This window comes from Jatrophihabitans sp. (genome assembly GCF_051960575.1).
Classification (GTDB): domain Bacteria; phylum Actinomycetota; class Actinomycetes; order Mycobacteriales; family Jatrophihabitantaceae; genus JBQCEE01.
On record NZ_JBQCEE010000282.1, the window covers coordinates 1 to 20,827 of the forward strand.

Sequence of the window (20,827 nt, forward strand, 5' to 3'; positions counted from 1 at the left end):
ATCTGGTAGATCTTGCCGATCCGCTCCTTGCGGTCCTTGGTGGAGTTCAGGACCTGCGCGCCGTTCTCGACGACGCCGGAGTAGATGCGGACGAAGGTCAGCTTGCCCAGGTGCGGGTCGGTCGCGATCTTGAACGCGAGGGCCGACAGCGGCTCGCTCTCGTCCGGCTCGCGCTGCGCCTCGGTCTCGCCGTCCTGCAGCGTGCCGTGCACGGCGCCGACGTCGAGCGGCGAGGGCAGGTAGTCGACGACCGCGTCGAGCAGGGGCTGCACGCCCTTGTTCTTGAACGCGGTGCCGGTGAGCACCGGGTTGACGAGGTCGGCCAGCGTCGCCTTGCGGATGGCGGCCTTCAGCGTCGGGACGTCGATGTCCTCGCCCTCGAGGTACTTCTCGGCGATCGCGTCGTCGACGTCGGCGAGCTGCTCGAGCAGCTTGTCGCGGTACTCGGCGGCCTGGTCGGCGAGCTCGGCCGGGATCTCCTCGACGACGTAGTCCTCGCCCATCTTCGTCTCGCCGCGCCACACCAGCGCGCGCATCTGCACGAGGTCGACGACGCCGATGAAGTCGGCCTCGTTGCCGATCGGCAGCTGCAGCACGAGGGCGTTCGAGTTGAGCCGCTCACGCATCATCTGCACGCAGCGGTAGAAGTCGGCACCCGTGCGGTCGAGCTTGTTGACGAAGCACATGCGCGGGACGTTGTACTTGTCGGCCTGCCGCCAGACCGTCTCGGTCTGCGGCTCGACGCCGGCGACACCGTCGTAGACGGCGACGGCACCGTCGAGCACGCGCAGCGACCGCTCGACCTCGACGGTGAAGTCGACGTGGCCCGGCGTGTCGATGATGTTGATGGTGTGGTTCTTCCAGGTGCACTTCGTCGCGGCGGACGTGATCGTGATGCCGCGCTCCTGCTCCTGCTCCATCCAGTCCATCGTGGCCGCGCCGTCGTGGACCTCACCGATCTTGTAGTTGATGCCGGTGTAGAAGAGGATCCGCTCGGTCGTGGTGGTCTTGCCCGCGTCGATGTGGGCCATGATCCCGATGTTGCGGGTCCTGGCCAGGTCGGCGGTGCTTGCCATGGTCCTTCTCGATTCCTGCCGTGTGGGTGGTCGGCTTGAGACGTGCGGGTGCTGGGGTTACCAGCGGTAGTGCGCGAAGGCGCGGTTCGACTCGGCCATCTTGTGGGTGTCCTCGCGTCGCTTGACGCTGGCACCGAGGCCGTTGCTCGCGTCCAGGATCTCGTTCATGAGCCGCTCGGTCATGGTCGTCTCCCGCCGCTGGCGCGAGTAGCCGACCAGCCAGCGCAGCGCCAGCGTGGTGCTGCGGTTCGGCTTGACCTCGACGGGCACCTGGTAGGTGGCGCCACCGACGCGGCGGCTCTTCACCTCGAGGGCCGGCTTGACGTTGTCGAGCGCGCGCTTGAGCGTCACGACCGGGTCGGCCCCGGTCTTGTCGCGGGTGCCCTCGAGGGCGCCGTAGACGATGCGCTCGGCGAGCGAGCGCTTGCCGTCGAGCAGGATCTTGTTCACGAGCTGGGTGACGAGCGGCGAGCTGTACACCGGGTCGATGACGAGGGGGCGCTTGGGCGCCGGACCCTTGCGGGGCATGTCAGCTCTTCTCCTTCTTCGCGCCGTAGCGGCTGCGGGCCTGCTTGCGGTTGCGGACGCCCTGGGTGTCCAGCGAACCGCGGATGATCTTGTAGCGGACGCCCGGGAGGTCCTTCACACGACCGCCGCGCACGAGCACGATCGAGTGCTCCTGCAGGTTGTGGCCCACACCCGGGATGTAGGCGGTGACCTCGATGCCGCTGGTGAGCCGGACGCGGGCGACCTTGCGCAGCGCGGAGTTCGGCTTCTTCGGGGTGGTCGTGTAGACGCGGGTGCAGACACCCCGACGCTGCGGCGAGCCCTTGAGCGCCGGCGTCTTGGTCTTGCCGATCTTGTCCTCGCGACCCTTGCGGACCAGCTGATTGATCGTAGGCATGCGGCCTGCAATCTCCTTCTCGTGAGGCACACGGCCTCGTTCGATGCGCTATCGGTGTGCTGTCGTGGTGCGTCTGCTGTGGTGTTGTGGCCCGCCCGCGCATCGTCTCCGACCCCCGCGGTCGGGCGTGTCGCCCGGTTCGCAGCGCGATCCCCGCGCAGAATCTGCGTTGGTACCGCTTGGATGGAGATCGTGCGCCGCACCGGTGGAGCTGGTCGGGCACGGATCGAACCCGGATCGCTCCGGGCACAAGCTGCAACCCTACCTGCTGCCACTGCGGAGTTGCAAAACGCCCCCCGGCCGGCCGCCCAGGTTTGCAACCGGCGTCCGGTGTGGATCATTCCCCGGGGTCCCGCGTGATCGGTCAGACCCAGCGGAACGTGGTCATGACCGCGTCGAAGAGGGTCACGAGCGCGCCGACGACCGGCGCCGCGGCCTCCTCGACGGCCAGCACGGAGCAGGTCACCGTCAGCCAGCGCGACGAGTGCGGCGCCGGGAAGACGTAGGCGACCCGGCGGGTCGGCGGCACCTCGACGCCGCCCGACGGCCGTGCCGGCGTCACCACCTCGTCGGTGCGCACCGACGGCTCGCCGTCGACCGAGGCGAGCGCCGCGCCGGGTGCTGCGGCGAGCGCGGTGAGCACCTCCTGCACGCTGCCGCCCGCGAGCTGCGTCGCCTCGGCGACGACGAACGACGCCGGGATGCTCATGCCGTGCATGCCCCCGAGAGGCAGATACAGCCCGAGCGCGTCGATGGACGCCGCCCCGGCGGCCGCCGTCCGCAGCAACCCCTCGAGCTTCGCCCGGCGGGGGGCCCACTCGTCGCGCGGCAGGTCCGGCGGCCGCACCGACTCGACCGCCTCGCGCACCGTCGCGTCGAGATCACCCCGGACGTCGAGGCGCACCCAGCCGGCCGGCAGCGCGAGCCGGAAGGCCCCCGGGGCGAGGTCGGCACCCGTCACGACGCCGCGCCCGACCGGCCCGCACGCCGCCGGGCGTACCCGACCGCGACCAGGACGAGCACCAGCGCCGTCGTCGGGACGACGAGCCACAGCACCCGCAGGCCGTGGTCGGCGATGAAGGACTGGGCGACGACCAGCCACGGGAGGACGAGCAGCATGAACGCCGAGCGGCCGGTCCACAGCCGCGGGCCGGCGGCGAGTGCGGTGACCGGGACGACCGCCGCGAAGCCGAACGGCACCCAGACCGGCAGGCCGGCGCCGTCGAAGTGGTGCCCGGCCGCGGCCGCGATGCCGACGGCGGCGATGTCGAACACCAGCACGCCGAAGAACAGCGCCTCCCACGCGAGGAAGAGGAAGCGCAGGGTGAGCACGGCCCAGGCCGGGCCGGGGTCGTCGGGCGCGATCCACCGGATGCGCTGCCACAGCCCCATGCCCTCCGGCGCCGTGCGGGGTGCCGGCGGCGCCGCTGGCGCCGACGCCGGGCGGCGCGCGTCCACGGGCACGGTCGACCCGCTCGACGCCGGACGCACGGGCGTGCGCCCCTTGCGGTAGTGCGGCGCCGCGGTCCGTGCGGCGGGCCGACGCCCGGGCCCGGCCATCAGGCGGCCACCGGGTGGATGCCCTGGACGAAGCGGTCGAGGAACGGCACGGCGAGCTGCAGCGCCGCCGGGTCGTCGGCCTGCGTCCAGACGAGGATGTCGGCGCCCTCGGCACGGAAGCCGTAGGCCAGGGTGCCGGTCAGCGCGCCGGCCCCGTCGGTGTCGTAGCGCAGCACGCGCAGCCCCTCGCCCAGCGCCGGCGTCTCGAGCGGGGTCACCTGCGGCCGGTCGTACCCGGCGGGGTCGCCGGCGCCGAGCTGCTCGGCGAGCTCGCCCCGGTCGCCGGTGGGCGCGATGTTGACCAGCACGAGCAGCACCGCGGGGGCGTCGTCGGGCAGCAGCACGTAGAGGTTGCCCTTCGCCGCCTGTCGCTCCGCGACGGCGGCGAGGTTCAGGAACAGGTGCTCGAGCGGCCCCGACTGCGCGGTCTCGCCCCAGCCGCGGGCGCGCCGCTCGGCCGCGCGGTGCTCGGCCCACTGCTCGACCGTGGCGTCCGGGCCGTCCGGGAACTCGAACGGCACGGGCACCCACAGCGCCTCGTCGAAGTCGATCCGCCAGCCCGTCATCGCGGCATCGGCCGGGCCGTCACCACGGCAGCTCCTCGACCGTGAACCGGCTGTGCGGCACGAAGTGCTCCTTGAAGTCGTTGTACGCCGGCCAGTACGGCTTGTGGTGGTTGACCCACGGCAGCGAGCTCGGGCTGAGCGCGAGGTTGCCGAACAGCGTCGCCGAGCCGAGCGCCCAGGCGCCCTGCGCGGTGCGGTAGTAGCGCTGCCCCTCGGCGGCGTAGGCCGCCAGCTTGGTGCTGCGCGGGAACGTGGTCGCCAGGTCGGTGAGCACGTTGTGCGCCGCGGCCAGCTCGCGGTCACCGCCGACGATGAGCCGGTCGATGGTGCTGGTGCCGGCGCGGGCGTCCGCGGCCACCTCGCGGGCGAAGGTCTGCGCGCTGCCGGTGAGGGTCGGCATCCCGTCGCGCGCCAGCCCGGCGAACTCCTTGTAGTTGCGGCCCGCGTACTTGACCGCGAACTGCGCGCCCTCCTTCTCGAGCACCTCCGCGCTGCGGGCCGCGGCGCCGCCCATGCCGAGCGTGAGCAGGCCGACCGCGTCCAGGGCGAGGTCGAGGAAGCTGGCGTTGCCGGTGGCGTAGAGGAACGAGTCGCCGGCGAAGGCGACGAAGGTCGCGATGAGCGCGAGGTCGATGAGGTCGAGGCCGGGGATGAACAGCATCGCGATCGCCGCCACCGCGGCGACGTAGTTCGCCACCTCGACGACCACCTTCACGATGCTCACCACGACGTCCCACCAGTGGTGGTGGTCCTTCAGGTCGTCGTCCGAGCCGTGGCCGATCTTGCCGGCCGCTGTTCTGCCCGCGTCGTGCAGCGCCGAGAGCGCGTGCTGCAGCCGGCGCTGCGCCGCCTGCAGCTGCCCGTCGGCCCGCTGGACGCTGTCGCTGTGCGCCTTGGCCAGCGCCTTCTGGTGGTCGGTGAGCGGGGGGCCACCCGGCGTGGCCTGCGGGTTCGGCGACGCGGCCGCCGACTGCTGCGCGGCGTGGGCTGCCTCGGCGTCGCGCAGCGCCCCGGCCGACTCGTCGCGCGCGTCGAAGAGCGCGTGCGCGAACGGGCCGAGGGCCGAGCCGACCGCCGCGTACCGCTCGTGCGCCTTGCGCACCTCGCCCGAGAGCTTCGACAGGTCGTCCTGCAGCGACTTGGCGAACTTGCCCACCATCTCGTTGCCGCTGCCGAGGTGGGACAGCCGGTCGGCCTCGGCGAGGATCGTCGACGCCATGTCGGTGTAGTAGCGCGCCTGGGCGGCGACCGCCTCGGGGTCCCCCGGGACGGGATCGCGCCCGTCACCGGTGAGAAGCGCCCAGTTGCCCGGCCGCGCGCTCATCGGGCGGTCACCCGGCCGCCGCCGCCGGTGGGATGGACGTCGAGCGCGGACGCGAGCTTCTCCTCGGTCGCGCGGAAGGAGTTGAGGCAGGCCTGCGAGTGCTTGTAGGCGTCGTCCATCTTGCCGATGAGCTTCTCGCGGTGGTCCTTCCAGTTGTGCGCGAAGTCGTGCATCGCGTCGCGCACCGCGTCGTCGGACCAGATGTCCTCGATGCCGTCGACCCGCTTGGTCGTGTGCTCGAACTCGTTCTTGATCTTCTCGAGTGCCTGCTGCGAGTGCTCGAGTTCCTCGAAATCCACGACCAGGTCGCTCATGGCGGAAAGTGTATTTCGGGCGAGTCGGTCACGCGACCGGGGCGGTGGACGCGGTGCGTCGGGCGCCCTCAGCCGATCGGCACCTGGACGGCGACGAGCTCGTTGTCGCCGAGGTGCAGCAGCGCGCGGCCCGGCTGGATCTGGCCGCCGATCGACGACCGCGGGACGCGCACGCCGATCAGGTCGCCGTCGGTGAGGTCCTGCGGCGAGAGCAGTGCGCCCTGCCGCTGCTTCTTCACGTCGATCTGCCAGCCCGAGAAGCCGGACGCGACGTCGGCCGCGTTGCCCGCGATCACGATGCCCCGGCTGCGGTCAGGGGCGGAGCGGATGAACGCCCGCAGCCAGTCCTTGCCGCTGATCTCCTTGTGCAGCTCGGCGTCGTCCATCACGAGCACGACGGGGTCGTCGCCCTGGTCGAGGTGCGACGCGAGCAGCGTCTCGGTCAGGTCGTCGTCGGTGAGCACGGCCCGCACCCCGGGCGTGCCGGCGAGGTCGCGCAACGGCGACGGGCGCGGCGCGGTGATGACGACCTCGGCACCGCCCTCGAGGAACGAGCGCACCATGCTCACGAGCACGCTGCTGCGGCCGGACTTCGGCGGCCCCGCGACGAGGAAGGTCGGGGCGCCGGCGGCCAGGTCGGGGCCGAGGGCGAGCAGCTCGTCACCGCCGACGCCGACCAGGCCCCAGAGCGGCCGCTTCACGTCGTCGGCGCGCATCGTCCACGCCTCGGCGAACGGCAGCCGGCTCGGGAGCACGTCGACGCGGAACGGCCGCCGGGCCCGTGGCACCTTCCGGTCGCGTTCCGCCGCCTCGGCCGCGATGACCCGCAGCTGCTCGGCCTGCGCCGGGCCGGACGGGTCGGCGCCGAGCACGGCGACGTGGGTCTCGATGCCGGAGTCGGCGCGGAAGGCGCGTCCCTGCGGCATCTCCTCGGGGATCTTGCGCGGGTTCAGGCCGACGAGCGAGAAGTCGCCGCGGTCGGTGAGGCGCAGCACCAGCTTGTCCTCGGTCAGCGCCGAGATGCGCCCCGTGAGCAGCGAGCGATCACCGCTGATGACGACGTGGACGCCGACGGACGCGCCCTCCCGCAGCACCATCCACAGCGCCTCGGTCAGGGCACCGCCGTCGAGCTCGCCGAGCGAGGGCACGAAGCCCTCCCAGCGGTCGACGAGCACGAGCAGGTGCGGCAGCCGCTCGTCCGGGGCGGCTGCGGCCCGCTGCTCGGTGATGTCGGCGAAACCGCCGGCGCCGAGCAGCTCCTGGCGCCGCAGCACCTCGGCCTTGAGCCGCGTGATCAGCCGGGTGGCGCGCTCGGCCTGCGTCCGCTGCACCACCGCGCCGCAGTGCGGCAGCGCGGTCAGCGGCAGCAGGGCGCCGTTGCCGCAGTCGATGCCGTAGAGGTGGACGTCGGCGGTGCTGACGTGCGCCGCGACCATGCCCGCGATCGTCCGCAGCGCCTGCGAGCGTCCCGACCGCGGCGCCCCGGCGATGAACAGGTGCCCGAACCGTGACCACTCGATCGCCGCGACGCGGCGGGCCTGCTGGCCCGGCAGGTCCTCGAGCGCGAAGGGGACGCTCGGCACCGCCCCGTCGGGCACGCCACCGATCCGGGCGAGTTCGTCGGTGGTGAGCAGGTCCGGCAGCGCGGGCAGCCACGGGCTGTGCTGGGGCGGCAGGCCGAGGCGGGCGTCGGCGCCCCGGATCGCCTGCACGAGCACGGCGAGGTCGGTGAGCTCCTCCTGCTCGACCGCGCCGCCGCGCTGCGGCGGCTGCGCCGGCGGGCGGCCGAGGTCGTCGCGGTCGAGCACCTGCGCCCACACCTCGCGCCGCTCGTGGGCGCCGCGCGTGCCGGGCCGCCGGCCGCCGCCGCGGCCGGCCTGGAACGGCACCAGCCACGCGGGCCCGAGCCGCCCGTAGGCCCGGCCGGGCGTGCCCTTGCTGATCCGCGCGGCGTCCGGGGCGTCGATGACGTCGCTGCTCTCGCTCGGGTCGGTCATCCGCAGCGCGATGCGCAGGTTGGTGTTCGCGCGGATCTCGGGCGACACGACACCGGTCGGACGCTGCGTGGCGAGCAGCAGGTGGATGCCGAGCGAGCGTCCGCGCTGGGCGATGTTCACCAGGCCGGTGACGAAGTCGGGCAGTTCGCGGGCCATCGAGGCGAACTCGTCGATCACGATGAGCAGTCGCGGCAGCGGTGCGAGGCCACGGTCGCGGGCGGCCGCGTCGGCGTAGTCCTCGATGTCCTTCGCCCCGGCCCCGGCGAGGATGTGCTCGCGCCGGGTGAGCTCGGCCGACAGCGAGGTGAGGGCGCGCTCGACGAGGTGGGTGTCGAGGTCGGTGACCATGCCGACCGTGTGCGGCAGGTCGACGCAGTCCTTGAACGCCGCGCCGCCCTTGTAGTCGACGAGCACGAAGGTCATCGCGTCCGGCCGGTTCGCGACGGCGAGCGAGGCGACGAGGGTCTGCAGCAGTTCGGACTTGCCGGCGCCCGTCGTGCCGGCGACCAGGCCGTGCGGGCCGTCGCGGCGAAGGTCGATGGCGAAGGGGCCGTCGAGCGAGATGCCGACGGTGGCGGCGGTACTCGCCGGCTGGACGGTCCAGCGCCCGACGACGGCCTCGGGCGTCGGCGGCTCGAGCTCGAGCACGTCGAGCAGGCGCGCGGCCGACGGCAGCACCGCGTCGTCGTCGGCGTCGCTCACGTCGCGCACGGGGGCCATCGCGCGCGCCACCCGCTGATACCAGGCGGCCGGCACGAGATCGGGGCGCACGCCGTCGACGGTGTCGGCGTGCTGCTGCTGCACGCGCAGCCCTCCCCCGGAGGCGGTGCCGGCGGGGCCGGCGGTGATGACGGCGCCGCACTCCTCGGGCAGCAGCCGCTCGTCGGCGTCCAGACAGATGGCGTGCACGCCGAGGGCGGACCCGTCGCGCAGCAGCCCGACGACGCCGGGCAACGCACGCAGCCGGCGGGCGCCGTCGAGCACCACGACGATGTCCGGGTCGGCGACCACCTCACGGCGGGCCACGGCGGCGCGCCGGGCGCTCAGCACGGCGGTCAGTTCGGCCACGCGGCGGGCGACCGTCTCGGTGTCCGTGCCCAGCAGGGCGACGGTGTCCTGTCCCTGCTGCGGGCGGCAGTGTGGGAGCCACGCGGCCCAGCGCCACGCGTCCGCACCCTCGCGGTCGGTCAGCACGACGAACTGCACGTCGCGCGGGCTCTGCAGTACCGCGAGCTGCCCGACGAGCCACGGCCCGAGCGTGCGGGTGAGCTCGGGGCGCCCGGCGACACCGATGACCCCGGCCTCGCGCAGCGAGAGGGCGACGGGCACGTCGAGGGCGAGCCGCTCGACGTAGCGGCGGTGCTCGAGTTCGTCCGGATCCTCGACGACGACCTCGCTCGGCAGGTCGGCGGTGCCGACGCGCACGGTGAGGTGGTCGGGCGAGCTGCGCCGCCGCTCCCACAGCCGGGCCCGCGGGCCGGTCGCGATGAGCAGCAGGTTCGCGGCGTCCGGGTTGGCGGCCCGCCGGGCGGCACGCTCGGCACCCACGGCCGCGGCCGCGTCGGCCTCGATCGCGGCGAGCGTCGCGTGGTACTCCTTGAGCTGCAGCCGGTGGCTGCGCTTCCCCATCCGCCGCGAGCTGATCGCGTTGCCCGCGAGCATGAGCGGGGTCATCGCCGCCATGACGAGGTAGACGGGGTTGGCCATGACCACGGCCATGACGACGCCGAGCACGGTCGGCGCGAGGGCACCGAGGATCGGGATGCCGCCGCCGCGCGGGGGCACCGGGCGGCGCGGCAGGCGGAAGGCGGTCTGCCGCTCGGGCGGCAGCAGCCGGGGCGGCCGGTTGTAGTCGAGCCACGGGCCGTCGGCCGACCGCTCGACCGCGGCGTCCGGCGGCGTCGGACGTGACACCTCGAGCAGCACCGGGCCGAGTTGCAGCTCGGCGCCGGGCTGCCACGCGACGGGCCGGTCGCCGAGCTCGGCGCGGTCGAGCAGCGCCGCGGCGCCGGGTGCGGCGAGCACGGTGACCTCGCCGTGGCGGTCGACCTCGAGGGTGGCCGCGACGGGTGGCAGGCCTGCGTCCGGCAGGTGCAGGGGGCAGGACGGGTCGGCGCCGACGACCAGCGTGCCGGGGGGCGCGACGTGCACCGTGCCGGCGCCGGGACCGGCGACGACCCTGATCTCGGCGACCCCCTCGGGTTCGGCCACGAGGCTGACGCCCGGGTCGTCGAGCCCGACGACCACGCCGTCGACCAGCGCGCTCTCGGCGAGCGGGCAGTCGGGCGCGAGGGGCCGGCCGTCGACGTACAGCGTCGGGGCGCCGCCGCGTCGCGCCGACGCGTCGAGTGCGACCACCGCGCCGCCGCCGGCGGCGAACAGGTCGGCGACCCGCCGCGCGACCTCGGCGACGGGCGTCGTGGCGTCGGCCTCCAGCACGACATCGGCCACCCGCCCCCAGGCGGTGGCCGCAACCGTGAGTACGACGCGCATCAGGTCCCGATCGTGTCAGGACCGATCGTCACGGACGCCGCCAGGGGAGGCAAATCCGCCCATGCCCGCTCAAACTCGCGGTCTCCGTGTCACCATGTCCCAGCGACACGACGGAGCGGTGGGTGTGAGCGAGCCGAGGCTGGACGATATGACCGCGACCGAGCCCCGCGGCGCGCCGTACCGGCGCCTGGTCTGGGCGTTCGTCGCCTGGCCCGCAGTGCTCGCTGCGTGGCTGCCCTTCGCGTTCACGCCCGCTCGCCTCATGCGCATCGCGTACGAGGTGTTCGGCTGGGCGCTGCTCCCTGTCGCGCTCGCCGAGCTGCTACTCGTCTGGCGCGAACAGGCCGTCCTCGCACGTGACCGCGAGCTGGGGCGTCGATGGTTTCTGGTGCTCGCCCTCGCCGTGCTGCTCACCGTGGGCTTCCGGTCTTGGATCGGGCTCGGGGCCATCGTCGTCGCCGAGGTCCTGCTCCTCCGGTGGCGTCGCTGGGCCCGACGCGCGACGGCTCTGGGCCTCGTCGAGGACATGCACGAGCCGATCGCATGAGCGAGCCCGGCGGAGCGGAGCATCGGCTCGTCATCGACTTCGATCCGACCCGTTGGGTGCTCGTGCCGCCGCCGGAGGCCGGGGGTGCCACCCGCGCCTGGGCCGAGCGGGCCGCGAGAGCCTGGGCGAAGGACACCAACCGCGGCCGGGCATGGGCCACCAGGTTCGCCGCGGATCTCGAAGGGCTGGGCGGCATCCCCTGAGCCCAGCGGTGGGACGCGCGTCTGCTGCACGTCGTGATATCCGACGGGCGGATTCCGTCCCTGGCGCTCGTCCACCTCGGTCTGGAGACCGTGGACGACGGCCAGGGCCGACTCGTCGCCGAACTGGTCCGGGCCGACCGGGCGGAACTCACCGAGCCGCCTCGCGTCGACCGCGTGCGGCTCCTGACGGGCGAGCAGGCGACCTGGGTCGTGCACTACCGGCACGGCGTGACGGCCGGTGCGGGACCCGATCCGGACTCGGTCTCGATCTCGGTGCACCTTGTCTGGACATTGCGTCCAGGGCTCGAGGCGTGGCTCACCAGCGTCTCGCCCGAACTGCGTCGCACCGTTGCCCTGCACGACGACCTGGTCGCCCTCGCCGCCGCGGTGCGCATGATCCCGGTGACGCCATCATGACGAGCGGGTTCGCGGTCGCGCACTGACCGGCCGCCTCACCGCGGTCTCCGGTGTCGACCCGAGACGGTGACCGGCCGAGCGCCGGTCACCGTCCACCGGTCACTTGCCGAGCGAGTTGGCCAGCTGCGAGTCGGTGTCCGACAGCGCGTGCGCGGCGTTCTTGAGGAAGCTGCTCATGCCCTCGAGACCGCCGATGGTCTTCGTCGCGCCGTCGTTGAACTCGGCGTAGGACGAGTCGAACGCCTTCGACGAGCGGTCGGTGACGTACCCGGCCGCGACGAGCCCGTCGATGAGGCGCTTGAGCTCGCTCAGCTTCGCCTCGATCTCGTGCTGCCCGTTGACGAGACGCCCCGCGGCGTCCTCCATGTCCTGGTAGGTGACATTCAGGTTGGCCATGCGACTGCTCCCTCACCGGTTGGATTGACTGGTACTGCCCGCAGGGCCGGTCGGTCAGGCACTGCGCGCCCCGTCCGGGGCGAGATGCGCGACGAGCGCATCGGTCTCGGGCTCGGCACGCACGCGGTGCGCGTCGAGCGTCTGGTACAGCTCGTCGGCGACGGCCGCCGCGGGCTCCGGCCCGCGGTCGCCGACCAGCACGAGCAGGTCGCGCCAGAGCGGCTCGGACGTCGGCACGAGCAGCAGGCCGCGCCGCAGCACGGCCTCGGCCTGGTCGGCGCTGTCGGCGCGCTGCTGGGCGAGCAGCAGGTGCGCCGCCCGCCGCACGGCGACCGTGGCGGCCAGGCGGGTCTCGCGACCGGCCCGGGCGAAGGCGAGCCAGGCGTATCGGCCCGGCGGCGTCGCCGAGAACGCCTCACCGCGGATCAGCTCGACGGCGCGCCGCAGGCGGTCGAGCTCACCGTCACCGCCCGTGGCGAGCGCGGCGAACACGTCGCGGTCGACCCGCACGTCGTCGGTGAGCCGCCACCGGCCGTCGACCTGCTCGAGGCCGCGGCGGCCGCCGTACTCGAGCCAGGCGACCGCCTCGCGCATCGTCGCCGCGAACACGTCGTCGCCGACGCCGCGCGGCCAGAGCGACGCGCGCAACACGGCGTCGTGCACGCCGTCGGGATGCAGGGCGACGGCGACGACCAGCTCGGTCAGCAGCGGCACGCGGCGCGGCTCGACCGGCCCGGGCGCGGTGACCCGGACAGGGCCGAGCAGCTGCACCGACGCCCATGCCGGGCCGGTGTCGGGCACCGCGCGGGGCGCTGCGTCGGCACGGCCGGCGGGCGCCACGGGCGTCGGCGTGCCGGTGAGGCTGCGGGTGGTGTCGGTGCGGGCGGCGACCGCGTCGTCGACCAGCTCGCGGACGGTGGCCAGCCCGGCGCGGCCGAGGCGATGCGCCGTGGCCGTGGCGCCGAGCACGCCGAGGTCGAGCCGCCCGTCGGCGCCGACGACGAAGCGCCAGCGCGCGGGCCGGGTGTCGCCGACGACGAGCACCGCGTGCTGCGAGCGCCCGGTACCGACCACCGCGGCGAGGCGTTCGACCTCGTCCGGCGTGGGCGGCCCGGACAGCACGAGCAGGTGCGGACGCCACCCCGCGTCGCGCCGCAGCTGCCGGCCCGCGAGCACGCCGTCGAGGCCGAGCTGCTCGCGCAGCCGTGCGGCCCGCTCGTGCTCGCGCTCGAGGTCGGCGAGGATCGGTGCCAGGTGGTCGACCGCGGTGATGGCGGGATCGAGCGACGCGATGTCGCGGCCGTCGGCGAAGCCGACGAGGGTGACCCGCGCGCCGTCGCTCCAGGCGCTGGTGGCGAGCTGCACACCCATCGCCGTGACGAGGTCGCGGGCGCGGTCGAGGTCGCCCGCGACGGCGACCAGCCCGGGGGCCTGCTCGAGGTCGACGAACAGGTCGTGCCCGTCGTCATGACCGACGGCGACCAGGGCCGGGAAGGGCGCGGCCACGTCCGCCGCGACGACGACGCGGTCGGTGTCGTCGAGGGCCGCCGACCAGGCGCCGGACTCGCCCACGGCCCACGGCGCCGGCGGGTCGCCCGCATCGCCACCGGCCAGGTGCAGGTCGACCCGCTCGTCGGACACCCAGGCCACGACGGGCTGCGGCAGGACGCGGCCCTGTACGCGCCGGGCGGCGGCGAGGGCGCGCAGGGCGTGGTCGAGCCGGCGGGCACGGCCGAGGTCGGCGATGAGGGCGAGCGCGTCGGCCGCCTCGTCGGTGGGGGCCAGCGGCCCGCGGCGGCGGCCGACGGCGAGCAGCAGGCCGGCGGCCATCAACCCGCCGCCGAGCAGGCGCGGGTCGAGCCCGCCGAGGTCGGCGGCGGCGTGCGTCGTCGCCTGCACGACACCCCCGACGGCCGTGCCCGTCGTGGCGGTCGTGGTGGTCGTGGCAGTGGCGCCCGCTCCGCCCGCGCCTCGGGTCGTCGCGGCGGTCGCACCGCTCGCACCGCCGACCGCCGACGTGCCGGACGTCGCGCGCTGCGCCGAGGCGTCGGACGCGGTCGCGGGCGCCGCGTGGCGGGCCGCGGTGTGGGCGTCGTGCACGCCCGGGCCGGTCGCGTCCGCGGGCAGGCGCAGTTCCCATCCCGGCCGGATCAGGTCGGCGTCGGTGAGCCGGGCGCCGTCGACCTGCACGCGGTCGTGGTTGAGCGCGTAGATCTCCTTCCAGCGCAGCGGGTCGTTGAGGGTGCGTTCGGCGATGTCCCACAGGCAGTCGTGGTGACGGCCCTCGGGCGGCGAGACGACGTAGTACTTCAGCGCGGCCGTCGGCGCCGCGGGCGTCGCCCGGTGCTCGGCAACCGGGGCCGCCGTCGCCGGCGCGACAGCCACCGTCGCGGCCGGCGGCCGCACCGGCTGGCTCGCACCGCCGCCGTGCGGGAAGGACGCCGTGGCGGCGCCGCCGAGCAGCAGCGCGGCCGCGACCAGTCGCCGGGCGAGGGCCTGGCTGCTGCCGCCGAGGGCGACCGAGTGGGGCAGCCGCCCACGCCGGACGGCCCGCCACTCGGCCAGCAGGCAGACGACGAAGTGCGCCCAGACCGCCCAGACGAGGCAGGCGATGACCTTGACGACGAGCGTCGCCGACAGCGACTGCGTCAGCCACTCACGCGACGGGGCCGAGCGGGGCAGCGGGTAGCCGACGAACACCGCGAGGGCGACCGGCACGCCGATGACCAGCACGAGCAGGCCGAGTACGCCGAGCAGGCCGAGCCGGATCTCACGGCCGCGGTCCGCCGGTGCACCGGCGCGCGGCAGCCGGTCGGGTGGTCGCGACACCGTCGTCATCGAAGGCCCTCCCGCCGCGAGACGAATATGGTCGGTACGGACAGGCTAGGCGAATCCGGGCACCCCCGTCGATTCGGATCGATCAACATGCGTCCGCCGCCGTCAGTCCTTCGAACGGACGCGCGTGCGCGACACCGGTCGCCGAGAGCTTCGTGACCCCGACCATGCCGAGCAGCGTCGGCTCGATCTGCAGCACCACCTGGGTGTTCACCACGATCCGCGCGGTCGCGTCACCGCAGGTCGTCGCGTCGCTGAACCCGGTCAGCCGGCACGACACGACGTGCACGCTGCTGTTGCCCCCGACGGCCCGGCGGCAGTAGTCGTCGACGCGCTGCTGGGCCAGCTGGAAGTTCAGCTGCAGCACCGTCGAACTGGGCACGATCGCGCTCGCCCCGGCCCGTGCGGCCTCCTCGGCGTAGGCCTGCGCCGAACCGCGCGCCTGCAGGTCGCGCGAGCCGTCGACGACCAGCCCGCCGAGCAGCAGCAGCCCCAGGATCACCCCGGGCACCAGCGGCAGGATCGACCCCCGGTCGTCGCGTCTCATCCGAGGCTCCGGTTCGGGTCGACCATGCTCGAGAACTGCGAGTTCACGGTGAGCGAGCCGGGGATGCCGCCGACGCTGTCGGAGAGCGCGTAGACGCAGGTCGAGCGCACGGTCAGCGTCTCGCCCGGCTGCAGCTCGCCGGCCGGCTCGATCGTCACGCGCAGCGTCTGCAGACAGCTCGGCGATCCCGTCCCGACCTCGTCGCGCACGGTCTGCGTCGCGATGCGCAGCGCCTGGTCTTAGTCTTTGCTGCGCGACGCCGCCGGGGCGGCGTCGCGCGTGCCCGCGTCCAGCACACCGTTGGTCTCGGCGATGAGCCCGAAGGCGAAGATCAGCCCGAAGACGGCCAGGATCAGCGGCGCCGTCAGCACGTACTCGAGCGACAGCGCCCCTCGGTCGCGGTGCTGCCTCATCCGGCGTCCTCGAAGCGCTCCCAGCGCCCGCTCGCCTCGGCGGTGACGTGGATGGTGAAGCCCGGCACGAGCGTGATCGTCGAGCCGGTCACCGCCACGGTGACGTGGTCGTCGGCGTACGTGTCGCGCTCGACCACGTCGTCGAGCGCGCCGCTGCCGACGCGCTGCGCGAACGTCGCCGCGTTCTCGTGCACGCGCGGCGCGAGGGCGTCGAACTGGTCACGATCGGGCGCGAGGCGCAGCTGCGAGACCGCGTCGCGGGCCGCCTGCAGCGCCACCGAGCGGCCGTAGAGGTAGAGCGCCACCTGGATGACGAAGAAGATCAACAGCAGCAGGGACGGCCCGATGATCGCGAGTTCGACCGCGCTGACGCCCCGGTCGTCACCGCGCCGGGGTCGCTGCATCGGTCAGCCTCCGCCGCCGGTGTCGCACTTGGCACCGACCGCGACGTTGGCGCACTTCTGGATGCTGTCGCTCTTGTTGTTCACGACGGTGTAGATCGTGTAGCCGATGACCGAGGCGATCACGACGGCGATGGCCGCGATGATCGCCCACTCGAGCGCCGAGGCGCCGCGGTCGCGGCGGTCGTCGGCGCGCACGGAGCGCACTCGGTCGACCAGTACCTCGGTCAGGAACTGGACGTAGGTCAACATGTGGATTCCCCCAGACAGTGGCGCGACCGGTGCGATTCTTCCATCACGGGACGATTCGTGCCCACCCGGCGAATCACGCGACCCCGACAGCGGGTCATTGGGCCGACAGCGACGCGACCGCAGGGTACGCCAGGAAGATCATGAACGCAGCGCAGACGAGCAGCTGCGCGACCAGCATCGACTGCGACTTCTCCCCGGCCTCGCCCTCGACGTCGGCCAGGTCGCGACGGCGCATCGTGGCAGCACGGGCCGAGAGGGACGCGCGGATCTTGGCGCCGTCGTCGGCGGCCAGCGTCAACGCGGCCGAGAGGTCGCGCAGTTCGTCCACGCCGATGTCGCGGCCGAGATCGCCGAGCGCCGCCCACGGGGTCGTGCCGAACAGCCGGGCGTTCGCCAGCGCCTGCCGGATGCGCACCAGCGCCCAGTGGTCGCTGATCGTGGACGCGGTGAGCAGCGCCTCCGGCAGGCCGCGTCCGCCGGCGAGGTTCATCGCCACGAGGTCGAGGAAGACGCCGACGACCCGCCGGAAGTCGGTGCGCCGCTTCTCGGCCTCGCTGCGCAGGTTGAGGTCGGGGATGAAGAAGCCGACCGCGCCGAGCAGCAGCGCCACCAGGGCGGGCAGCTGGGCGGGGATGTGGGCGCCGAGCAGGCTGAGCGCCGACCAGATCACCGGCGCGACCAGGAACAGGCCGAGCGCGATGAGCACCTTGTTGGCCAGGAACCCGCCCATCGACTGGCCCATCATGGCGAGGTCGGTGCGGGTGCGGCCGAGCCGCCAGCCGCGGTCGACCGCGAGCACCTCGAGCCGGTCGGCCAGCCGCTGCACCGGTCCCGGGGCGGCCGCCTCGATGCGCTCGGCCTCGAGCGTCGTCACGGTGCGGGTGCTCATCGAGCGGGTGCCCGCGTCGATGCGGTGGATCATCGCCGCGAGGCCGGGCCTGGGCCGCAGCCAGACCCGGATGAGTGCGTACACCCCGAAGCCGGCCAGGGCCCCGAACAGGATCGCGAGCGTCACGACGCCGCCTCGACCGGCTCGGCCAGGCGGGCGTCGTGCACGAGGAACCGCTCGGTGTGCCGCGGCGAGGCCAGGCGGCGCAGCCAGAGCAGCCCGCCGCCCAGCAGCACCGCGACGATCGCCAGCACGAGTTCGCCCGCGAGCGTGCCGTACGGCTCGACGTAGCGGCGGTTGAACACCGACAGCAGCGCCATCACACCGAGCACGATGACCAGCACGATCCGGGCGCTGCGCCGGATGCTCTTGCGGCTCGCCTCGATGCGACGGCGCAGGTCGAGCTCCTCGCGGGCCGAGACGGCCAGCGCCCCCAGCACGTCGCGCAGACCCGGGCCGCGCAGCTTCGCGTTGAGCACGAGCGCGGCGCAGACGACGTCCGCGCTCGGGTCGTCGAGGTCCTCGGCGAAGGCGGTGAGGGCGTCGGCGAGCGGCTCGCGGATGCGCAGCCGGTCGACCAGGAGGTTCAGCGACGGCCGGATCGCCACGCCCGCGTTGGCCGCGGTGGCCGGGATGGCCTGCTCGAGGCCGACGGCCCCGGCGATGGTGTCGCGCAGCGACTCCGTCCAGGTGGCGAGCGCCTCGAGCCGGGCGATGCCGACCCGTTCACGGCCGTCGCCGCCGGCGAGGCGGTCCCACAGCCCGGCGAGCAGGCCGAGCGCGATGCCGGCGACGACCCAGCCGCTCAGCAGGGCGACGACGAGCCCGACGCCGATGCCGATGGCGAGCCGGGTGGTCGCCTCGCGCCCGCGGGGCAGCGCGCGGCGGCGCCCCGGCCGCCCGGCCGGCCGCTCGGGCACGCCGACGACGGCGAGCACGGCGACGAACAGGCCGAGTCCGACGAGCGCGCCGAGCACCACGACGAGCGGCAGGGTCAGGCCCGTCACGGCGCTACCACCGCGCCTGGACGCCCGGCCGGTAGCCGAACGGCTCGAGGTCGTCGATGCACGCGATCGGGGCGTGCGGCACGGCCTGCCCGTTCGGGCCGAGCGCGAAGACCTCGCTGGACAGCACGCGTCCGTCGACGCCGGTCACCTCGCGCACGCTCTCGACGATGCGGGTGAGCCCGCCGCCGCGCTCGTAGTCGTTGCGCTTGCGCAGGAAGACGACGAAGTTGATCGACCCGGCGATGAGCATGTGCGTCGCCTCGACGGGCAGGTTCTCCTCCGCCTGCAGCGCGTAGGTCGAGATGCGGTTGAACACCTCGATGCTCGAGTTGGCGTGGATCGTCGACAGCGAGCCGTCGTTGCCCTGGCTCATCGCGTTGAGCATCGTGACGATCTCGTCGCCGAGCACCTCACCGACGATCACCCGGCTCGGGTTCATGCGCAGCGAGCGGCGCACGAGTTCGGCCATGCTCACGCCGCCGAGACCCTCGCTGTTCGGCAGGCGCTCCTCGAACGCGATCACGTTCGGGTGCTGGTCGGCGAACGCGTCGAGGCCGAGCTCGAGCGCCCGCTCGACGGTGATCAACCGCTCGGACGGGGGGATGACCGACGCCATCGCCCGGAGCAGGGTCGTCTTCCCCGAGTTGGTGCTCCCTGCCACCATCACGTTCTTGCGAGCCAGCACGGCCGCGCGCAGGAAGCTCGCGAGTTCGGGCGTCATCGTGCCGGTGCCGACGAGGTCCTCGAGGCTCACCTTGCCGAGCCGCGACCGGCGCACCGAGACGGCCGGACGCGCGCACACGCCCATGACCGCCGAGAGCCGTGACCCGTCGGGCAGCCGCAGGTCCAGCTGCGGGTTCGCGGCGTCGAACGGCCGGCTGGTGAGGCCGACGTTCGCGGCGAGCACCTGGATCAGCTCGATCAGCTCCTCGTCGCTGTCCGCCACCGGTGCGTGCAATTCCTCGCGTCCGTCGGCGTAGCCGACGAACACGCGATCGCAGCCGTTGATGTCGACGTTCTCGACGTCGGGGTCGTCGAGCAGGGGCTGCAGCCGGCCGACGCCGAACAGCGCCGCGTGGATCGCCGCGGCGACCGACTCCTCCTGCTCGGGTGCGAGCGGCGACCGGCCGGCCGCGATCTCGTCACGGGCGTGGCCCTCGAGCACCTGGACGATCAACGAGCGCGCGTACTGGCGTTCGTCCTCGGCGGTCATCGGCGCGCGGCCGGCGACCTCGAGGCTGCGGCGCTGCTGGTTGAGCCGGTTCGCCACCTCGGTACGCAGCTGCCGCACGAGCGCCTGGTCGGCGAGCGCGTTCGTCGTGGTCATCGTGCTCCCCCGGCGGGTGCGGCGGCGCCGTCGCCCGACCAGCTGCGCACGTAGAGCAGCCCGTCGACGGCGGTGGTCACCTCGCGTCCGGAGCGCACCAGCATCGTCCGCTCGGGACGCGACACCGGCTGCCCGTCGAACAGCCGGGCCGCGGCGGGGTCGGTGGCGATGCGGCCGACGGACGTCAGCTCGGGCACGTCCTCGCGGATGACCGCCGCGGCGCTCTCGGCCTCGCGCGCATCGCCGCCACGGACGACGAGCGCGAGTGCGGGGCCGGCGCCGTCGGGGCCGACGAGCGCGTCGCGCAGCAGCGCCAGCCGCGTGCGGGCGGTGTAGACGCCGGCGACCGAAGCCGCGACCACCGCGACGACGATGTCGGCGCGCTGGGCGAGTGGCAGCACCGGCGAGCGGGTGTCGAGCCGGCCGAGGTCGACGACGGCGTCGTGCTCGGGCAGGGCCCGCAACGCATCGCCGAGCGACACCCACGCCGTCCCGGCGGCCGCAGCCTGCTCCGGACCCTCGACGCCGGCGATGATCCGCCCGCCGCCGAGCACCTGGTGCGCGTGGTCGAGCACGACCTCGGGCGCGAGCCCGCGCCGGGCGTTCGGCAGCAGCGTGAGCAGCCCCTTGGCCGGGTCGAGCGGGCGCCCGTCGGGCGCGGGCAGCCGCAGCGCGACATCGCCGCCGGCCGGGTCCGCGTCGACGAGCACCGCCGGCCTGGGCCACAGCGAGGCGAGCAGCATCGCGGTCGTGGTGGTGCCCGGCGCGCCCTTCACCGAGCAGAGGCCGATGACGCTCATGGGCTCGTCGCGTACGGCACGGTCGGCTTCGTGCCCGCGGGCAGTTCGGCCAGTGCGACCTCACCCTGGGCGTTGCGCTGCACGAGCAGGGCGGCGGCCTGCTGGTCGACGAGCAGCGACACGACCTGGGTGTCGCCGCTGCTGCTCGAGTGCACGTCGACGACGATCGCCGCGTCGACGAGCACGGCACTGCCGGTGTCGGTCGTGGCCGAGTCGGTGTTCTTGGGGGTGTCGTAGGCGCGCACGATGTCGCCCGGCGAGATGCTGCCCGCCGGGCGCGCGCCCGAGCCGACGCTCACGCCCACGACGACGCCGTTGCCGGGGATGACGTCGGCGGCCTGGAACATGCGCGGGCTCAACAGCGCGTCGGCGGGGATGGCGGTGATGGCGTAGTCGCCGTCGAACTCGCCGCGCCGCGACGCCTCGATGACCGCGCCGCCGTCGGTCGACACCCGGGCGACGTCGAAGTCGGCCGAGGTGACCCGCTGGCCGGGTTGGATCGCGTGCGCCGCCACGAGGACGTCGGTCTTCTGCCCCGTGCGGTAGACGACCAGGGCGG

General features: G+C 74.0%; 24 protein-coding genes. 3 read left to right on the top strand and 21 right to left on the bottom strand.

Annotated features, from left to right (window positions below; translation table 11 throughout):
• The 9 genes from ACTHMS_RS15845 to ACTHMS_RS15885 form a co-directional block, all read right to left on the bottom strand.
• A partial coding sequence (locus ACTHMS_RS15845; RefSeq protein ID WP_440307633.1) for an elongation factor G occupies positions 1-1,076 on the bottom strand: 1,076 nt, incomplete at its 3' end.
• Between the two features lie 57 nt (positions 1,077-1,133).
• The gene (gene rpsG / locus ACTHMS_RS15850) at positions 1,134-1,604 is read right to left on the bottom strand and encodes a 30S ribosomal protein S7 (protein WP_440307634.1); all 471 of its coding nucleotides are present in this window, start codon (positions 1,602-1,604) and stop codon (positions 1,134-1,136) included.
• A 1-nt stretch (position 1,605) separates the two neighbouring features.
• Positions 1,606-1,980: a 30S ribosomal protein S12 gene (rpsL, locus tag ACTHMS_RS15855; protein WP_440307635.1), complete on the bottom strand. Its 375-nt coding sequence runs from the start codon at positions 1,978-1,980 to the stop codon at positions 1,606-1,608.
• Positions 1,981-2,344: 364 nt separating this feature from the next.
• Positions 2,345-2,941 carry a hypothetical protein gene (locus ACTHMS_RS15860; RefSeq protein WP_440307636.1) on the bottom strand — a complete coding sequence of 199 codons (597 nt, stop codon included), beginning with the start codon at positions 2,939-2,941 and terminating at the stop codon, positions 2,345-2,347.
• Positions 2,938-3,540, bottom strand: coding sequence for a hypothetical protein (locus ACTHMS_RS15865; protein ID WP_440307637.1), 603 nt, complete (start codon positions 3,538-3,540; stop codon positions 2,938-2,940). The genes ACTHMS_RS15860 and ACTHMS_RS15865 overlap by 4 nt, the downstream gene beginning before the upstream one ends.
• Complete coding sequence (locus ACTHMS_RS15870) at positions 3,540-4,106, bottom strand: hypothetical protein (protein ID WP_440307638.1); 567 nt, start codon at positions 4,104-4,106, stop codon at positions 3,540-3,542. The genes ACTHMS_RS15865 and ACTHMS_RS15870 overlap by 1 nt, the downstream gene beginning before the upstream one ends.
• Before the next feature lie 19 nt (positions 4,107-4,125).
• Positions 4,126-5,430: a hypothetical protein gene (locus ACTHMS_RS15875; protein ID WP_440307639.1), complete on the bottom strand. Its 1,305-nt coding sequence runs from the start codon at positions 5,428-5,430 to the stop codon at positions 4,126-4,128.
• A complete protein-coding gene (locus tag ACTHMS_RS15880) occupies positions 5,427-5,744 on the bottom strand; it encodes a hypothetical protein (RefSeq protein WP_440307640.1) in 318 nt (105 codons plus the stop codon). Before ACTHMS_RS15880 ends, ACTHMS_RS15875 begins: the two co-directional genes overlap by 4 nt.
• A gap of 68 nt (positions 5,745-5,812) precedes the next feature.
• Positions 5,813-10,234, bottom strand: coding sequence for an FtsK/SpoIIIE domain-containing protein (locus ACTHMS_RS15885; protein ID WP_440307641.1), 4,422 nt, complete (start codon positions 10,232-10,234; stop codon positions 5,813-5,815).
• A 148-nt stretch (positions 10,235-10,382) separates the two neighbouring features.
• Between ACTHMS_RS15885 and ACTHMS_RS15890 the strand changes: the two genes are divergently transcribed.
• The 3 genes from ACTHMS_RS15890 to ACTHMS_RS15900 are packed head-to-tail and all read left to right on the top strand — an operon-like array spanning position 10,383 to position 11,401.
• Complete coding sequence (locus ACTHMS_RS15890; RefSeq protein ID WP_440307642.1) at positions 10,383-10,781, top strand: hypothetical protein; 399 nt, start codon at positions 10,383-10,385, stop codon at positions 10,779-10,781.
• Positions 10,778-10,984, top strand: coding sequence for a hypothetical protein (locus ACTHMS_RS15895; protein ID WP_440307643.1), 207 nt, complete (start codon positions 10,778-10,780; stop codon positions 10,982-10,984). The genes ACTHMS_RS15890 and ACTHMS_RS15895 overlap by 4 nt, the downstream gene beginning before the upstream one ends.
• Before the next feature lie 33 nt (positions 10,985-11,017).
• The gene (locus ACTHMS_RS15900) at positions 11,018-11,401 is read left to right on the top strand and encodes a hypothetical protein (protein ID WP_440307644.1); all 384 of its coding nucleotides are present in this window, start codon (positions 11,018-11,020) and stop codon (positions 11,399-11,401) included.
• Positions 11,402-11,500: 99 nt separating this feature from the next.
• Here ACTHMS_RS15900 and ACTHMS_RS15905 read toward each other — a convergent pair whose 3' ends face one another.
• The 12 genes from ACTHMS_RS15905 to ACTHMS_RS15960 form a co-directional block, all read right to left on the bottom strand.
• A complete protein-coding gene (locus ACTHMS_RS15905) occupies positions 11,501-11,797 on the bottom strand; it encodes a WXG100 family type VII secretion target (RefSeq protein WP_440307645.1) in 297 nt (98 codons plus the stop codon).
• Between the two features lie 54 nt (positions 11,798-11,851).
• On the bottom strand, positions 11,852-14,635 hold the full coding sequence (locus ACTHMS_RS15910) for a hypothetical protein (protein WP_440307646.1): 2,784 nt from the start codon (positions 14,633-14,635) through the stop codon (positions 11,852-11,854).
• Positions 14,636-14,717: 82 nt separating this feature from the next.
• Positions 14,718-15,179: a pilus assembly protein TadG-related protein gene (locus tag ACTHMS_RS15915; protein ID WP_440307647.1), complete on the bottom strand. Its 462-nt coding sequence runs from the start codon at positions 15,177-15,179 to the stop codon at positions 14,718-14,720.
• Positions 15,176-15,337 (bottom strand): hypothetical protein, encoded by a 162-nt coding sequence (locus tag ACTHMS_RS15920; protein WP_440307648.1) that lies wholly within the window; start codon positions 15,335-15,337, stop codon positions 15,176-15,178. Before ACTHMS_RS15920 ends, ACTHMS_RS15915 begins: the two co-directional genes overlap by 4 nt.
• Positions 15,338-15,418: 81 nt before the next feature.
• Positions 15,419-15,592, bottom strand: a complete 174-nt coding sequence (locus tag ACTHMS_RS15925; RefSeq protein WP_440307649.1) for a TadE/TadG family type IV pilus assembly protein — start codon at positions 15,590-15,592, stop codon at positions 15,419-15,421.
• Entirely contained in the window at positions 15,589-15,996 is a 408-nt protein-coding gene (locus tag ACTHMS_RS15930; protein ID WP_440307650.1) for a TadE/TadG family type IV pilus assembly protein, read from the bottom strand. Before ACTHMS_RS15930 ends, ACTHMS_RS15925 begins: the two co-directional genes overlap by 4 nt.
• Before the next feature lie 3 nt (positions 15,997-15,999).
• Positions 16,000-16,245 (bottom strand): hypothetical protein, encoded by a 246-nt coding sequence (locus ACTHMS_RS15935; RefSeq protein ID WP_440307651.1) that lies wholly within the window; start codon positions 16,243-16,245, stop codon positions 16,000-16,002.
• A 94-nt stretch (positions 16,246-16,339) separates the two neighbouring features.
• Positions 16,340-17,260, bottom strand: a complete 921-nt coding sequence (locus tag ACTHMS_RS15940; protein ID WP_440307652.1) for a type II secretion system F family protein — start codon at positions 17,258-17,260, stop codon at positions 16,340-16,342.
• On the bottom strand, positions 17,257-18,141 hold the full coding sequence (locus ACTHMS_RS15945) for a type II secretion system F family protein (RefSeq protein WP_440307653.1): 885 nt from the start codon (positions 18,139-18,141) through the stop codon (positions 17,257-17,259). The genes ACTHMS_RS15940 and ACTHMS_RS15945 overlap by 4 nt, the downstream gene beginning before the upstream one ends.
• A 4-nt stretch (positions 18,142-18,145) precedes the next feature.
• On the bottom strand, positions 18,146-19,468 hold the full coding sequence (locus ACTHMS_RS15950; RefSeq protein WP_440307654.1) for a CpaF family protein: 1,323 nt from the start codon (positions 19,466-19,468) through the stop codon (positions 18,146-18,148).
• Entirely contained in the window at positions 19,465-20,268 is an 804-nt protein-coding gene (locus ACTHMS_RS15955) for a hypothetical protein (RefSeq protein WP_440307655.1), read from the bottom strand. The genes ACTHMS_RS15950 and ACTHMS_RS15955 overlap by 4 nt, the downstream gene beginning before the upstream one ends.
• Positions 20,265-20,827: SAF domain-containing protein (locus ACTHMS_RS15960; protein WP_440307656.1), on the bottom strand; the 563-nt coding region annotated here is incomplete at its 5' end. The genes ACTHMS_RS15955 and ACTHMS_RS15960, both read right to left, overlap by 4 nt.